A 15,248-nucleotide genomic window follows, 5' to 3' on the forward strand; every position below is an offset into this window, starting at 1 on the left:
CGGTGACAACCCTGTCGCCGGGAGGTGGCGACCCTCGAACATTCCGAGCCCGGCTCAGCCGGCGGTCTTTTCGACCAGCATGAGGCGTCCGTCCGGCGCGATTTCGACCGCAAATCCCTCATAGCCCGCAAGCGTGATATGCGTCGTCTCCATCGTATGCGCATGCGTCGTGGTGATCACCGCGACATCGGCACCGGCCGCTTCGCCCGCCATCACGCCGGCGGGCACGTCCTCGAACACGAGGCAGTCGGCCGCATCGAACCCGACGCGCTCGGCGCCCAGGCGGTAGCAATCCGGCGCCGGCTTGCCCTGCGTCACGTCTTCGGCCGTCACGAGAAATTTCGGCGCGGTGATTCCGGCCTTGGCGAGCCGGGCTTTGGCCAGCGGCAGCGGCGAGGAGGTGACGATCGCCCAGCGATCGGCGGGCAGCATCTTCAGGAATTCGAGCGCACCGGGGATCGGCTTCACGCCCTCGACATCGGCGATCTCGGCCTGGGTGATATAAGCGGCTTCCTTGGCCGGATCGACGCCCGGCAGGTTCAGCTGCGTGATCGTATCGATGCCGCGCTTGCCATGCATGAAGGGCAGGAAGGTCTTCAGATCCAGCCCATGCGCGAGCGCCCACTTGCTCCAGACGCGCTCGGCCGCCGCGATCGAATTCAGCAGCGTGCCGTCCATGTCGAACAGGAAGGCGGAAAAGGGCTTGCCGAGGGTCGGATGCGACGAGAGCGGCTCGGACGCGGGAGAGGGCGAAGACGAAGCGGACACGGGAGAAGACAAGAGGGGCATTCCTTTCGGTCTCGGATGGGACGCGGCCGGCGGACGGGAGGCGTGGCGGGCCGCTGTGTACGTCGCCTCGACTTAAGGATATCGGGCGCGGAATGCAAACGGCGAGGGCCCGTAGCACGCGAATCGCCTGGGATGCGCTGCCCTTTCTCCGGCCTTGATCAGCCTCTCTTCGCTCACCGGCTTTCGAAGGCCAGCCGCAGCCCCATCGCCGCAAAGGCCGCGGCAAAGCTTCGGCGCAGCCAGAGCATGATGCCGGGGCGCGTCAGGATCGCCGATCGCGCGGCGCTGGCAAACAGGCCGTAGAGCGCGAAGACGAGGAAGGTCAGGCCCATGAAGATCGCGGCGAGCCCCATCAGGTCGCGGGTCGGGGACACGGTGTCCGGCCGGATGAACTGCGGCAGGAAGGACAGGAAGAACAGCGTCAGCTTCGGATTGAGCAGGTTGAGAAGAATGGCGGTCCCGACGATCCTGATGGGCCGCAGCGCGGCCCGCGCCTGCGCGTCGATCTCCAGCCCGCCCCCGCCCCGCAGCACCATCACGGCCATGTAGAGAAGATAGGCGACGCCCGCGAACCGGACGATCGAGAAGACCAGCGCGCTGGCATGCAGCAGCGCCGACAGGCCGAGAATGCCGACCGCGATATGCGGCACGATGCCGAGCGTGCATCCGAGCGCTGCAAACAGGCTGGCGCGGGCCCCGGTATGGACGCCGACCGCCAGCGTGTAGAGCACGCCGGTTCCCGGCAGGAGGATGACGACGAGCGAGGTCAGAAGATAATCGAGCGACATGGCGTCCCGTTCCCTGTTGGAGAGGACGCCAGTCGATCAGAAAGGCAAGGGTGCGGTCTTGAAGGAAATTGCAGCGGGTGCCCCCGCGGCAAGGCAGCCCGGCGTAAAGCCGAAACTGCGCACGAAAAGCCGGGTCATATGGCTCTGGTCGGCAAAGCCGGCGACGGCCGCAGCCTCGCCGAGCGGCGTGCCGCGCAGGATCACCCGCCGGGCAAGGCCGAGGCGCTTCTGGACGATATAGGCATGCGGCGTCAGCCCCGTCTCCCGCGCGAAGGCCCGCAGGAACTGGAACCGGGACAGGCCCGCCTCCCGCGCCAGGCGTTCGAGCGTGAGGGCCGCCGCCGGATCGTCGTCGATCCGCTGGCGGGCCACCGCCGCGCTGCCGACCGGCCCCTCCAGCGTCCCGGCACCGCCAAGGAGGCGAGCGACGAGGCAGAGCAGCCCGCTTTCGGCGGCCATGACCGAGGCCGTCTCGCCCGTCCGCTCGCCCGTCCGCTCGCCTGTCCGCTCGCCTGTCCGCTCGCCGGACAACACGCTCGCGAGCGCCGCGAACCGCGCGGCGATCTGCGGATCGGCGATGACCGGATCGGTGAATTCGAAACGCGCGCCCGGCTCTTCGCGGACATCGCTTGCGGCACGGCCGATCAGGCCGGGGTCGAGATAGAGCATGCGCCAGCGGCGGGGCGCGCCGCCGATCGCGTGCCCGTCATGGACCTCGCCCGGATTGACCGTGATGACATCGCCCGGCCCGGCTTCGACGCGTCCGCGTCCGCTGGCCGACACCTGCGCGCCCGCCTCGATCAGGCCGATGCCGAAGTCGTCATGCGTGTGCCGCCCGAAGCTCGCATCGGTCTCCGCACGGACCGCGACGATGCCCTCGATCACGGTTGACTGGATGGTGAAGGGCCTCAATCGCCCGGCTTTCCCGGCAGGGCCGCCACCGTTTCCAGCCAGGGCGCGGCGGAGGCGCACCAGATCTGGCGGGTCGGAGCGAGATCGCGCCGCTGGCGGATCGTGCCCCAGCGGATGGCGATCTCCTCCGCCCCCGCGTCCTCACCGGTCGTGAAGACCGGGGAGCCGCAATCGGGACAGAACATCTGCCGCCGCCGATGGCCGTTGTCGGCGGTCTTCACATAGGTCTTCGGCGACCCTTTCGTGATCTGGAACCGGTCGCGCGGAAGCAAGACGCTGACCCGGTAGGCGGTGCCGGTCAATTGCTGGCAGTCGGTGCAGTGGCAGACGGAGACGGCATCGGGATCGATCTCCGCCGTATAGGCGATCCCGCCGCAGTGGCACGCGCCATCGATCTTCATCTCGGTTCCTCCCGTTTGCGGGACATCATCGCGCAAAACCCAACGGGTTCCAGCGGAAAATGATCCCACGGAACCGGGGCATCCGGCCTCAAGATTTGCAAGCGGGGAAAATATCGCCGCTCGGCGCCTGTCCTTTCAAGCGCTTGCGGGAAAAATCGCCGCTCTGTCTTCCCGCCCGGATCGGGCCGTGCCATCATCGCCCCGTTCCGTCGCGGATACACCGGAAGGCGTTCCGGCGAGGCGGGATCGGCTCCTTGAGGCAGGGGATGGACGCAAGCCCAACCGCTCGGGGCCCGCAGAAAATGGTCTCCCTCCGGGCGGCAACCCGATGCATGCCATCGGGCGGTATCGTCCGGACGTGCCTGTGGGGCACACAGCCTTCGGACCACCTCGGGCCGCAACCACGCTCTTCGGAGCATGGCCGGCTCCAAGGGATCGAAGGGCAGAGGGACTGCAGTTGCGGGCTAAAACGGCTGAACGGGGCACCGGAAGGTGTCATATCAAACTTATCCTTCGCGGCAGCTTTCGGTGCCCCGTCCGATAAACCATCCTTCAAGCCTCCGGCGTTTTCGCGCGCGGGGACGCTTTTACACGCCCCTCGCTTTCATACGCCCCCCGCTTTCACACCCCGGTAAAGAGCCAGGCGTGCTCCTTGGCATTGTTGAACTTCCAGGCCCGCGACGGCCCGGCCATGACGTTGAGGTAGTAGAGGTCGTAGCCGTGGATCGCGGCCACCGGATGGTAGCCCTTCGGAACGAGCACGACATCGCCGTTCTCCACCGCCATGGTCTCGTCCAGCGCGCGGTCGTCGGTATAGACGCGTTGCATGGCGAAACCCTGCGAGGGGTTAAGGCGGTGGTAATAGGTTTCCTCGAGGAAGCTTTCGGCCGGCAGGTTGTCCTCGTCGTGCTTGTGCGGCGGATAGGACGAGGTATGCCCGCCCGGCGTGATGACCTCGACCACCAGCAGCGACTGCGCCGCGCCGTCGTCTTCCGGCATGATGTTGGTGACGTAGCGGGTGTTGGTGCCCTTGCCGCGCGTCATCTGGGGGTGGCGGTCGGGACGGATGACCTGCGCCTTGAAGCCCGCGCCGCCCGGCGCCGAGCAGACGCCGAGTTCCAGATCCGTCGTCGCCGTCACCGTGTAAGCGGCGTGGCGCGGCACATAGACCGAGAAGGGCGCGCCTTCGAACGGCGTCATGCGCTCGCCGATCTCGCCGAAATCCGCGCCGTCCACCGTGACGCGGGCCTTGCCGGCGACGAGGACGAGGCAGACCTCGCGTTCGCCCGTCTCGCCGGAGGCGGAGTCCCCGGCGCCGAGCCGGTGCAGCTGAAAGCCGACATAGGTCCAGCCGGCGTTCTCCGGCGTGATGTCGTGGACGAGACCGCGTGTGCCCTGCGGCTTGACGAGGAGGTTCGGCATGGTGATGTCCTATGCTTGCAGGAGGATCGTGATGACGGGGAAGACCGGCTCAGCCCCTCAGGGTCGGATCAGCCGCGATCCAGCCCCGCCTCTTTCGCAAAGGCCTTCAGCGATTTCAGGCCGAGGGACTGGTATTCGAAGGGAATGCGGATGGCGCTGTCCTGTTCCGCCTCGATCACCAGCCAGCCGTCATAGCCGTGCTCGGCGGCGATCGTCAGGACGGGCAGGAAGTCGACGCCGCCCTCATCGTCGCCCGGCACGGTGAAGACGCCGCGGCGCACGCCTTCGAGGAAGGAGAGGCCGTTGGCCTCGACATCCCTGCGGACCTCGCGGCGCACGTTCTTCGCGTGGATATGGCGGACGCGGTCCATGTATTTTCGGGCCAGCTCCGCCGGGTCCGAGCCGCCGAACCAGGCGTGGCCGGTGTCGAGCAGCAGCTTGGTCGCCGGTCCCGTCGTTTCCATCAGCCGGTCGATCTCCGGGCCGGTCTGGACGATCGTGCCCATGTGGTGGTGGTAGACGAGATCGATGCCCTGGTCGGCACAATAGCGCGCGATCGCCTCGATATCGGCGCCGAACTTGGCCCATTGCCCGTCGGGCAGCACCGGCTTGTCGGCCACCAGCGAGGTCGCGTCGTCGCCGTGGATGGCGTTCGACGTCTCGCAGACGATGCAGACCTTGCAGCCATTGGCCTTCAGGAGATCGAGATGCGGCTGGATCGCGCGCTTTTCGGCCTCGACGTCATGGGTCAGAAGGTTGGTCGAATGCCAGCCGGAGACGAAGACGAGGCCGTATTCGGCGAGCTTCGCCTTCAGCGCCTGCGGGTCGGTCGGCATCTTGTGGCCCTTCTCGATGCCGTCGAAGCCGATCTTCTGGCAATCGGACAGGCAGTCTTCGAGCGAGAGATGGGCGCCGATCGTCTGATCGTCGTCGTTGCTCCAGGCGATCGGGTTGGTTCCGTAGCGGATCATGGTGCTTCTCTGTGGTGGATGAAAAGGAAGGGTTCAGCCGACGCGCTGGGCGGCGAGCGCCCGCTCATAGGCCCGGCGCGCCTCGCCGACGGCATCGCGCTCGGAAACCTCGGGCACCGCCACGTCCCACCAGTGGCCGCCGGCATCGGTGGTGATCAGCGGGTCGGTGTCGATGACGATCACGGTCGTGCGGGTCTCCCCCGCCGTCTCGGCCATCGCCGTTTCGAGGTCCGCCAGCGAAGCGACCTTGCGCGTCACCGCCCCCATGGCGGCGGCATGACCGGCAAAGTCGATCGCCGGCAGCTCGACATGGTGGGTGTCGCGCAGGAGATTGTTGAAGTTCGCGCCGCCGGTCGCCATCTGCAGCCGGTTGATGCAGCCATAGCCGGCATTGTCGAGAAGCACGATGGTGATCTTCGCGCCGAGCATGATGGAGGAGGCGATCTCGGCATTCAGCATCATGTAGCTGCCGTCGCCGACCATCACGATGACGTCGCTGGCCGGTTTGGCGAGCTTGACGCCCAGGCCCCCGGCGATCTCGTAGCCCATGGTCGAGAAACCGTATTCCATGTGGTAGCTGCCGGGCTTTTCCGCCCGCCACAGCTTGTGCAGCTCGCCCGGAAGACCGCCCGCCGCGCAGACCAGCGTCGTGTCGCCCTGTCGAGCCCGCATCACCGCGCCGATCACCTGCGCGTCGGAGGGAAGCGCGACGTTGCTGGCGGCCAGCGCCGCCTCGGCCGCTGCCTGCCATTCGGTCTTCAGGCGCGCGGCCTTGTCTCCCCAGCCGCTGCCGGCATGGTAGGCTCCGAGATCGGCCGAGAGTTCGGCAAGGCCGATCGCGGCGTCGCAGACGAGGGGCAGGGAGCCATGTTTGGCAGCGTCGAAGGACTGCACGTTGAGACCGACGATCGTCAGGTCGTCATTCTTGAACAGCGCCCAGGAGCCGGTGGTGAAATCCTGCAGCCGCGTGCCGACCGCCAGCACGAGGTCGGCCTCTTCGGCCAGCATATTGGCCGCCGATGTGCCGGTCACGCCGACGGAGCCCATGTTGAGCGGGTGGTCGTCCGGCAGGGCCGACTTGCCGGCCTGCGTCTCGACCACGGGAATGCCGTGCTTTTCGGCAAAGGCGGCGAGCGCTGCGCTCGCCTCGCTGTAGAGCACGCCGCCGCCGGCGATGATCACCGGCTTCGTCGCCTTGGCGATCGCCGTGGACGCGGCCAGGCGCTCTTCGGTATCGGGCCGGGCTCTGCGCGGCAGCCAGACCTTCTCGGCAAAGAAGCTCTCGGGATAGTCATAGGCCTCGGCCTGCACGTCCTGGCAGAGCGCCAGCGTCACCGGGCCGCAATCGGCCGGGTCTGTCAGCACCTGCATGGCGCGGCGCAGCGCCGGGATGATCTGCTCGGGCCGGGTGATGCGGTCGAAATAGCGCGAGACCGGGCGGAAGCAGTCGTTGACGGTCATGCTGCCGTCGCCGAAATCCTCGATCTGCTGCAGCACCGGGTCGGGCCGGCGATTGGCGAAGACGTCGCCGGGCAAGAGCAGGATCGGCAGCCGGTTGACGTGGGCGAGCGCCGCGGAGGTCACCATGTTGAGCGCGCCGGGGCCGATCGAGGTGGTGCAGGCCATGAAGCGGCGGCGAAAACTCGCCTTGGCGAAGGCGATGGCGGCATTGGCCATGCCCTGCTCGTTCTGGGCGCGGTAGGTGGGCAGCGTGTCCTTGATGCCGTGCAGCGCCTCGCCCATGCCGGCCACGTTGCCATGGCCGAAGATCGCGAAGACGCCGCCGAAGATCGGCACGGTCTCGCCGTCGATCACCGTCATCTGCCGCGTCAGAAAGCGCGCCACGGCCTGCGCCATGGTCAGCCGCACGGTTCCGGCTTTCCCGGCGTCATCAGTTGCGATGGGGGCTTGCTGGTTCATGATCTCAAGGTCTCCTCACGCCGCAGGGCTTGTCCCCTGCCTGTCCTTGCCGCCGTTCCGGCGGTTGTCGTCAACATTATGGCCGGTTCAGGCCGCCTTGTCGTGTCCCAGCCCGACCCAGAGGTCGACCAGCTGCCGGAAGCGCTGCGCCATGTCGTCGATCGCGGCGGCATCGTCGATCTCGCCGGCAAGCCAGCGGCGCGCCGCATCGACGAAGATCGTCCGCCCCACGGCAAAGCCGCGAACCTGTCGCGAGGTGCGGGCGGCGGCAAAACCGTCCTTCAGCGCCTCGTAGGAGGCCTCGAGACCGAGCAGCACCACGCCGCGGCAGAGCGGATCGCGCGTCTCGATGACGTCGTCGATGGCGCTCCAGGCGCTGCGGCTCGCCTGCGGCTCCAGCTTCCACCAGTCGGGCTTGAGGCCGGCGTCGTAAAGCTCGTTCAGCGCCCGCGGAATGGTCGTGTCGTCCAGCGTGCCGTGCTTGCCGGCGATGATCTCGATCAGGATGTCGCGGCCGACCTTGCGCGCCGCCTCGAACGCGCTGCGCAGCTTGGCGATCTGCGTCGCCTTCATGTCGGCCGGATCGTCCGGATGGTAGAAGCTCAGCACCTTGATGCAGTGGTCGACCGGCCAGTCGATCAGGCGGCTGCCGAGATCCTGGCTGAATTCGAACTGCAGCGGCCGCGAGCCGGGCAGCTCGATCGGCTTCGCCACCCAGAAATCCTTCAGCGCGCCGGCGGCATAGAGCGCGTCCCGGCCATATTTGTCGTCGATCAGCATGCCGAAACCCGGCCGGCCGTCGGCAATCCGGGCCGCCGCCTTGACCGCGAGCACCTTGAAGGCGGGAATGCGGGCGAGCTTGTCCGCGTCGCCGGCGGCCATGTCTTCGAGCTGGCTGCGATGGTCGATGGCGAGCGCCATGAGGCTCGGGATCGCGCGGCGGCGGGTGGTCGCCCAGTGCACGTGGTTGATGTCGGCGTCCTTGCGCAGCGCCCGCTCCGGGCTACCGTTTTCCAGGAAGAACTGCAGCTCCGTCCAGGTCGGGATTTCCGGCGCGCACAGCAGACGCGACACGGCGAAGGCGCCGCAGGCATTGGCCCAGGTGGCCGACGTCGCATGCGGCTCGCCGGCCAGCCAGCCGCGCAGGAAGCCGGACATGAAGGCGTCGCCCGCACCCAGCACATTGTAGACCTCGATCGGAAAGCCCTTGCCGATGATGCCGTCTTCCAGATCGTCGGAGATCGCGCCGTCATAGACGATGCAGCCCATCGGGCCGCGCTTGAGGACGATGGTCGCCTTGGAATGGGCGCGGATGGTCTTCAGGGCGGCGAGAAGATGGCTTTCGCCGGACGCGATCAGCACCTCTTCCTCCGTGCCGACGATCAGGTCGCAATCGGCCAGCACCGTCTTCAGATGCGCGGAGACCTGCGCGGAGGCGATGTAGCGGTTGTCGCCGGCATCGTGCCCCGCAAGGCCCCAGAGGTTCGGGCGGTAGTCGATGTCGAAGGCGATCCGGACGCCGTTCTCCTTGGCGATGCGGATCGCCTTGCGCTGCGCGGCATCCGTGTTCGGGCGGGAAAAATGCGTGCCGGAGACGAGGATCGCGCGGGACGAGCGGATGAAAGCCGCGTCGATATCGTCCTCGCACAGCGCGTTGTCGGCGCAATTGTCGCGATAGAACAGCAGCGGAAAGGAATGGTCGTTCTCGACGGCCAGGATCGCGAGCGCGGTCAGGCGCTCGGGATCGGTAACGATGCCCCTGGTTTCCACGCCTTCGCGGGCCAGTTGCTCCACGATGAAGCGGCCCATCTGCTCCTTGCCGACGCGCGTCAGCAGCGCCGATTTCAGGCCGAGCCGTGCGGTGCCCACCGCGATGTTCGTCGGACACCCGCCGACGGACTTGGCAAAGCTTGCCACGTCTTCCAGCCGCGTGCCGATCTGCTGACCATAGAGATCGACCGAGGCGCGACCGATGGTGATGATATCGAGCGGCCGTGCCGCATCCCTCTGGCTGATCCCGGTCAACGTTCCTGTCCTCCCGACGTGCGGCCTGTCGTCTTTTTCATGTTCGAATGGATCTTCATGAAACATTGGTTCCGTCTAACAGTCAATATGGAATTTTCATTCCATATGCGAAACGGACGATCCGCGCTGCCGCTTTTCGGCCACGGCGACGGTCAGGGCCATGGCGAAGGCCATGCTGGCCGAGAGCGAGCGAAAGCCGGCATGGTCGGCTTCCACGATCTCGAACCAGATCTTCGAGGATTCCACCAGCGGCGAGAAGGCGCTGTCGGTGAGCGAGACCACCGGCACCTTGCGGTTTGCCAGAAGGCGGGCCTGGTGGATGCTTTCCGACGTATAGGGCGAGAAACTGACCGCGAAGGCCGCATCCCGGCGTCCGGCAAGCGCCAGGATATCGTCGTCGATGCCGGCGGCCGTGCCCACCATCTGGTAGCGGATCTTCAGTTTTCCGAAGGCATAGGCCATGTAGCCGGAGATCGGATAGGACCGGCGCTTGGCGATGAGAAAGATGGTGTCGGCCTTGGCCAGGATATCGACCGCCTGCTCGAAGGCGGCGGGATCGACCGAGCCGGCGATATTGTCGAGCGACCGGTGGGCCGCGGCCACGAAGCCGTTGAAGATCGCGCCGCTTTCGCGATGGCTGTGGCCGTTGTCGCCGAGCGCCCGCAGCCGGTCCTCATAGCCCGGATTGCGCTCCCGCAGACGGGCGCGAAAAATCTGCTGCAGGCTCGAAAATCCCTCGAAGCCGAAATGCTGGGCAAAGCGCACAAGGGTGGACGGCTGCACGTCGGCCGCGGCCGCGATGCTCGCCGCCGTGCCGAAGGCGATCTCGTCCGGCTGGTCGAGCGCATAGGCCGCGACTTGCCGCAGGCGCTTGGGCAGTTGCGCCTTGCGCGCCAGAATGACCGTCTTCAACGCGTCGAAATCCTGCGGCACGGCAGCGGCCGCAGCCGTACCGCCATCGCCGTCCACAGGCCGTGCGCTGGCGCTCTCCGGCGTTTCCTGGCGGCCCTGCATCGCGGCGTCCGGCATCATTCTGTCATCCCTGATTCATGGCTTTCCCAGCGTACCGTCTCGGAAACGAGAATGATAGAACGTTCGTTCCAGAACGCGACTGTCGCCGAAAGGGCACAGACGATCGTTAACGTATTTTTACCATCTTTCGCCGGACAATGGCCCGGGCATAGGATGATGCGGTCTCGGCGAACGATTCGCATGTCCGTCCGGACAGACAGGGAGTTTCAGCAAGATGTGCCGATGGGCAGCCTATCGCGGGGAGCCGCTTTATCTGGAAGACCTCGTGTCCTCGCCGGCGCATTCCCTGATCGAGCAGTCGCATTGCGCAACGCGGGCGAAGACCTCCACGAACGGCGACGGTTTCGGCATCGCCTGGTATGGCGACCATCCCGAGCCGGGCCGCTACCGCGACATCCTGCCGGCCTGGTCCGATTGCAATCTGAAGAGCATCGCCCGCCAGATCCGCTCGCCGCTGTTTCTCGCCCATGTGCGGGCCGCGACCGGCGGCGGCACACGGCGCGACAATTGCCATCCCTTCGTCCACGGCCGCTGGTCCTTCATGCACAATGGCCAGATCGGCGGCTTCGAGCACCTGCGCCGGCCGATGGAGGCGATGCTGGACGACGCGCTCTACACGGCACGCACCGGCACCACCGACAGCGAGCTTCTGTTTCTCATGGCCCTGCAGTTCGGCCTCGAGCGCGATCCGCTGGGCGCCATCGCCGAGACGCTGTCCTTCGTGGAGCGGCTGGCGACGCATATGAAGCACAAGGTTCTCGTGCGGTTCACCGCCGCTTTTTCCGACGGCGTCGATCTCTATGCCGTGCGCTACGCCTCCGACCGGTTCGCCCCGACGCTCTATGCAGCACCCATGGGTCCGCAGGGCGGATACTGCCTCGTCTCCGAACCGCTCAACGACGATGACGATGCCTGGGTGGAAATTCCCGACGGCACGGCGGTCGTCCTCGGCGAGAACGGCTTCGACATGCGCATCTTCAAGCTCGATCGGGAGATCGAGGAGAAGCGGGCCTCACACCAGCCGTGAGGCGATCAGGGCCGCGAGCCGCTCGGCGACCGCGTCCTTGTCGAGCTCCGGCCAGCTTTCCTCGCCGTCGCGGCCGATGACGGTGACGCGGTTGCGCGTTCCCCCCATGACGCCGCCGGCAACGCCGCTCATTGCCGACACATCGTTCGCGACGATGACATCCGCCCCCTTGCGCGCCAGCTTGGCGCGGCCGTTCGGCACCGTGTCGTCCGTTTCCGCCGCAAAGCCGACGACGACGCGGGGGCGCTGCACATGATGGCCGACGGTCTTCAGGATGTCCGGATTTTCCGTCAGCTGCAGCGGCGGCGGCGCCTCGCCCGGCGCCTTCTTGATCTTGCCGCCCGCGACATCGGCGACCCGCCAGTCGGCGACGGCCGCGACCATCACGGCGACATCGGCCGGCAGGGCGGCGAGCACCGCATCCCGCATCTCGACCGCCGTCTGCACATGAAGGGTCGTGACGCCCTCCGGGTCGGGGATCGTCACCGGACCGGAAACCAGCGTGACCTTAGCCCCGAGCCGGGCGAGCGCCGCCGCGATGGCATGGCCCTGCCGGCCGGAGGAGCGGTTGGCGATGTAGCGCACCGGATCGATCGGCTCATGCGTCGGGCCGGAGGTGACGATGGCGCTGCGCCCGGACAGCGGGCCGGCTTTGCGGCCGAGCCCCGGCGAAAGGCAAAGGCGCGCCTCCACGGCGGCGACGATGTCGAGCGGTTCGGCCATGCGGCCCTCGCCGCGCTCGCCGCTTTCCGCCATCTCGCCGAGGCCGGGACCGACAAAGCCGATGCCGTCGCCGGCGAGCGTCTCGCGATTGCGCCTTGTGGCGGGGTGCGACCACATTTTCGGATTCATGGCGGGCGCCAGCAGAACCGGCCGATCGGTCGCCAGCAGAATGGTGGAGGCGAGATCGTCGGTCAGCCCGTGGGCCATCTTCGCCATGATGTTGGCGGTGGCCGGTGCGACGAGCACCAGATCGCACTCCCGCGCCAGGCGGATATGGCCGACATCCTGCTCGTCCTCGCGCGAGAAAAGCTCGGTGAACACCTTGTCGGCCGCAAGCGCGCCGACGGCAAGCGGCGTGACGAAGGCCTGCGCCCCCGCCGTCATGACCGGACGGACGCTTGCGCCGCGTTCGCGCAGCCGGCGGATCAGGTCGAGGCTTTTATAGGCGGCGATGCCGCCGGAGATGACGAGGAGGATGCGCTTGCCCGAGAGGCTCTGGGTCGGCGACGGGATGGTGGAAGACGGGACAGTCGAAGGCGGGGATACAGACATGAAACCACCGGGAGGGCATGATCGATGCCGGAGCCTACCGCATCGGGCCCGGAATCTAAATTGATTTCGGGCGGCGCGTTCCCCCCGGGATCGCGCGTGCCATGCTCACGCGTCGGAGGGTTCGAGCAGCGTGCTCATGGTGCGCACCAGCGCGTCGCGCTCATAGGGTTTGCGCACCACGGGGACGCTCGCAAAGCCGCTCGGGATGGGCGACATGTTGCCGTAGCCGGTGGCAAACAGGAAGGGGATGTCGCGGCGCGTCAGTTCGGTCGCGACCTCGATCGAGGTGCCGGTACCGAGATTGACGTCGAGGATCGCCACATCCGGCTTGAAGGTCGCGAGCTTCGCCAGCGCCTCGTCGGCCGAGGCCGCGGTGAGGACCGTCTGGATACCGTGATCGGCGAGCATGCTCTCGACATCCATGGCGATCAGCATCTGGTCTTCGACCAGCAGCACGCGCAGATCGGGATCGAGATCGGCGCCGGCCGCCGGCGCGTCGCTTCCCGCCGCAAGGCTGCGCTCGGCGCCGCGATCCGACAGCGTGACGTGCTTGGCCGGCAGCACGAAATCGGCCTCGACGCCGCCCGGCGCATAGGTGACCGCGCTGCGCCCGTCGAGATCGTAAGGAACGCTGCGGTCGATCAGCGCGCTGCCGAAGCCGGTGCGCGTCGGCGGCAGCACGGCCGGGCCGCCGCTTTCGCGCCAGGCGATCTCGCAATCGCCGGCCTGCGTCAGGCGCCAGATGACCGACAGGGCGCCGCCCGGCCGGGAGAGTGCGCCGTATTTGGCGGCATTGGTCGAGAGTTCGTGCAGCACCAGCGCCATGACCGAGAAGGCGCGCGAATTGAGCAGGACCGGCGGGCCGGAGAGGCTGAGCACATTGGCGGTGTTGCGATAGGGGCCGAGCTCGGCATCGAGCAGATCCGCCAGCATGCCGCCACCGTCTCCCCGGACGACCTGGTCGTGGGCAAACGACAGCGCCTGGATGCGGCCCTTGAGCGAGCTCACATATTCGGTCAGGCTGCGCCCGTCGCCGACCGGCTGGCTGACGAGCGACTTGATGAGGGCGAGGATGTTCTTGACCCGGTGGTTCAGCTCCTCGTTCAGCATGCGCTGGCGCACATCGGCGCGGCTGCGCTCCTCGGCCATCAGCTCGCTGTGGCGCAGGCCGATTTCGACCAGGGCCGCGCGGGTGACCTCGGCGATCTCGCGGTCGGCCTCGGTCCAGGGCTGGGCCTGAAGCTGCACCGTTTCCTTCCAGATCGCAAAGCTCTTGCGCGGGGTCAGGCGCTCGCCGAGGGGGCCGCTCTCATAGGACTTGTTGGGATCGCCGGCCCAGTTCAGCGTCTGGACGAATTCCTTGCGGAAGAAGAACAGATAGTCGCGGTGCAGCTGGGTGAGCGGCACAGCCAGCACGCCCGCCGCCTGTTCGCGAAACGCCTCCGCCTCCGGCAGGCGCTGCGCCATCGCATGCGTCGCCCAGACCTGGCCTTCGACGACCGAACCCATCAGCCGGAGGATCGCCGGCACGGCGTTCACCGGCGGCGTCGAGCCGAAGGCGGTCCAGGTGCCGTTCATCCAGAGCCCGATGCCGTCGCAGGCCATCAGCGCGGTGAAATGGGAGAGATGATCGCGCAGCAGCTCGCCCATGTCGGCATGGTGCGAGGCCAGGCGCAGGAAGCGATCGAGCGAGGCCCGGGCATGGTTGGCCGTGTCGAGCTTCTGCCGCTGCTTCAGCGCATGCAGATGCAGCGAGAAGAACTCGCCGAACATTTCGGCCGCCACGCGCTGCGCCATCGGCAGGATCCGCGGCTGGTAATGGTGGCAGGCGATGAGGCCCCAGAGCTGGCCGTCGACGATGATGGAGATCGACATGGACGCGGCGACGCCCATGTTGCGCAGGTACTCGCAATGGATCGGCGAGACGCTGCGCAGATGGGCGAGCGACAGATCGAGCGGCTCGCCGGACACGTCGATGTCGGGCACGAGCGGGATGCGGGCGCCGCTCGCGTCGCCGATGATGCGGATGGTATTTTGCAGATAGAGCGCGCGGGCCTGCTGGGGAATGTCGCTTGCCGGAAAATACTGCCCGAGGAAGCTTTCGAGATCGCCGCGCTTGGCTTCGGTCACCACCTTGCCGGCGCCGTCCTGCTCGAAGGCATAGATCATCACGCGGTCGTAGCCGAGCATGCCGCGGATGAGGCGGGCCGACTGGCGCAGAAGCTGGTCGACGTCGTCGATATCGGTGATGCGGCCGATAAGCGTGCGTGCCAGCTGCAGCGGCTGTCCATCGGTCGCCGGCTCGAACTCGATGATGACGGTCGCCTTGTTGAGATGGATGGCGACGTCGTAGCGGCCATTGGCCAGCTCCAGGCCCGAGAGCAGCGCCGGGCGGCCGCCGTCGCGCAGCGCCGCCACCGCATTGCGCAGCGTATGCGTCGCCTCGTATCCGATCAGCGCTTCCAGCACCTGCCCGTTGATCTCGCCGCCAAGCCCGAGAAGGTCGGGCGCATTGGCGGAATGACGCAGCACCATGCCGGCGCGGGCATCGCAGGCCAGCAGGCAGCCATGCGGCTGGATGCTGCCCGGAATATGGATCGGCTCGCGCTCGCAATTGGTGAGATCGACCGTTTCGTTCGGTTTCATCATGCGGTTTGACGTCGCGGCGTTCAGGAGGGGCGAAAGG

General features: G+C 67.2%; 12 protein-coding genes. 1 reads left to right on the forward strand and 11 read right to left on the reverse strand.

From position 1 onward, the window contains the following. Positions 1-54: 54 nt before the first annotated feature. The 9 genes from ASG39_RS13580 to ASG39_RS13620 all read right to left on the reverse strand — a co-directional run bounded on the left by ASG39_RS13580 (position 55) and on the right by ASG39_RS13620 (position 10,260). Positions 55-687, reverse strand: coding sequence for an HAD-IA family hydrolase (locus ASG39_RS13580; protein ID WP_277995971.1), 633 nt, complete (start codon positions 685-687; stop codon positions 55-57). Between the two features lie 275 nt (positions 688-962). After that, positions 963-1,577 carry a LysE family translocator gene (locus ASG39_RS13585; RefSeq protein WP_062595472.1) on the reverse strand — a complete coding sequence of 205 codons (615 nt, stop codon included), beginning with the start codon at positions 1,575-1,577 and terminating at the stop codon, positions 963-965. Positions 1,578-1,613: 36 nt separating this feature from the next. Further along, positions 1,614-2,489: an AraC family transcriptional regulator gene (locus ASG39_RS13590; protein ID WP_062595473.1), complete on the reverse strand. Its 876-nt coding sequence runs from the start codon at positions 2,487-2,489 to the stop codon at positions 1,614-1,616. Continuing rightward, on the reverse strand, positions 2,486-2,890 hold the full coding sequence (locus ASG39_RS13595; protein ID WP_062595474.1) for a GFA family protein: 405 nt from the start codon (positions 2,888-2,890) through the stop codon (positions 2,486-2,488). Before ASG39_RS13595 ends, ASG39_RS13590 begins: the two co-directional genes overlap by 4 nt. Before the next feature lie 621 nt (positions 2,891-3,511). Next, the gene (iolB, locus tag ASG39_RS13600; RefSeq protein ID WP_062595475.1) at positions 3,512-4,312 is read right to left on the reverse strand and encodes a 5-deoxy-glucuronate isomerase; all 801 of its coding nucleotides are present in this window, start codon (positions 4,310-4,312) and stop codon (positions 3,512-3,514) included. 68 nt (positions 4,313-4,380) lie between these two features. Continuing rightward, positions 4,381-5,283 carry a myo-inosose-2 dehydratase gene (iolE, locus tag ASG39_RS13605; RefSeq protein ID WP_062595476.1) on the reverse strand — a complete coding sequence of 301 codons (903 nt, stop codon included), beginning with the start codon at positions 5,281-5,283 and terminating at the stop codon, positions 4,381-4,383. 33 nt (positions 5,284-5,316) lie between these two features. Then, complete coding sequence (gene iolD, locus ASG39_RS13610) at positions 5,317-7,203, reverse strand: 3D-(3,5/4)-trihydroxycyclohexane-1,2-dione acylhydrolase (decyclizing) (protein ID WP_062595477.1); 1,887 nt, start codon at positions 7,201-7,203, stop codon at positions 5,317-5,319. An 87-nt stretch (positions 7,204-7,290) separates the two neighbouring features. Beyond that, positions 7,291-9,219: a 5-dehydro-2-deoxygluconokinase gene (iolC, locus tag ASG39_RS13615; RefSeq protein ID WP_062595617.1), complete on the reverse strand. Its 1,929-nt coding sequence runs from the start codon at positions 9,217-9,219 to the stop codon at positions 7,291-7,293. 105 nt (positions 9,220-9,324) lie between these two features. Then, a complete protein-coding gene (locus tag ASG39_RS13620; RefSeq protein ID WP_244481226.1) occupies positions 9,325-10,260 on the reverse strand; it encodes a MurR/RpiR family transcriptional regulator in 936 nt (311 codons plus the stop codon). Positions 10,261-10,474: 214 nt separating this feature from the next. Between ASG39_RS13620 and ASG39_RS13625 the strand changes: the two genes are divergently transcribed. Continuing rightward, complete coding sequence (locus ASG39_RS13625) at positions 10,475-11,287, forward strand: class II glutamine amidotransferase (RefSeq protein WP_062595478.1); 813 nt, start codon at positions 10,475-10,477, stop codon at positions 11,285-11,287. Here ASG39_RS13625 and coaBC read toward each other — a convergent pair. Together coaBC and ASG39_RS13635 are read right to left on the reverse strand one after the other, a co-directional pair. Then, the gene (coaBC, locus tag ASG39_RS13630; RefSeq protein WP_062595479.1) at positions 11,273-12,562 is read right to left on the reverse strand and encodes a bifunctional phosphopantothenoylcysteine decarboxylase/phosphopantothenate--cysteine ligase CoaBC; all 1,290 of its coding nucleotides are present in this window, start codon (positions 12,560-12,562) and stop codon (positions 11,273-11,275) included. The two genes, ASG39_RS13625 and coaBC, sit on opposite strands and share 15 nt — an antisense overlap. Positions 12,563-12,667: 105 nt before the next feature. Beyond that, the gene (locus ASG39_RS13635) at positions 12,668-15,208 is read right to left on the reverse strand and encodes an HWE histidine kinase domain-containing protein (RefSeq protein ID WP_062595619.1); all 2,541 of its coding nucleotides are present in this window, start codon (positions 15,206-15,208) and stop codon (positions 12,668-12,670) included. Positions 15,209-15,248 lie beyond the last annotated feature (40 nt).

The organism is Rhizobium sp. Leaf371 (assembly GCF_001424045.1).
Classification (GTDB): Bacteria; Pseudomonadota; Alphaproteobacteria; order Rhizobiales; family Rhizobiaceae; genus Ferranicluibacter.

What these genes read in the sequence shown, in the direction of transcription:
- ASG39_RS13585 (WP_062595472.1), bottom strand. Translation starts at nt 1,577, where the DNA reads ATGTCGCTCGATTATCTTCTGACCTCGCTCGTCGTCATCCTCCTGCCG.
- ASG39_RS13595 (WP_062595474.1), bottom strand. Translation starts at nt 2,890, where the DNA reads ATGAAGATCGATGGCGCGTGCCACTGCGGCGGGATCGCCTATACGGCG.
- iolB (WP_062595475.1), bottom strand. Translation starts at nt 4,312, where the DNA reads ATGCCGAACCTCCTCGTCAAGCCGCAGGGCACACGCGGTCTCGTCCAC.
- iolE (WP_062595476.1), bottom strand. Translation starts at nt 5,283, where the DNA reads ATGATCCGCTACGGAACCAACCCGATCGCCTGGAGCAACGACGACGAT.
- iolD (WP_062595477.1), bottom strand. Translation starts at nt 7,203, where the DNA reads ATGAACCAGCAAGCCCCCATCGCAACTGATGACGCCGGGAAAGCCGGA.
- ASG39_RS13620 (WP_244481226.1), bottom strand. Translation starts at nt 10,260, where the DNA reads ATGATGCCGGACGCCGCGATGCAGGGCCGCCAGGAAACGCCGGAGAGC.
- ASG39_RS13625 (WP_062595478.1), top strand. Translation starts at nt 10,475, where the DNA reads ATGTGCCGATGGGCAGCCTATCGCGGGGAGCCGCTTTATCTGGAAGAC.
- coaBC (WP_062595479.1), bottom strand. Translation starts at nt 12,562, where the DNA reads ATGTCTGTATCCCCGCCTTCGACTGTCCCGTCTTCCACCATCCCGTCG.
- ASG39_RS13635 (WP_062595619.1), bottom strand. Translation starts at nt 15,208, where the DNA reads ATGAAACCGAACGAAACGGTCGATCTCACCAATTGCGAGCGCGAGCCG.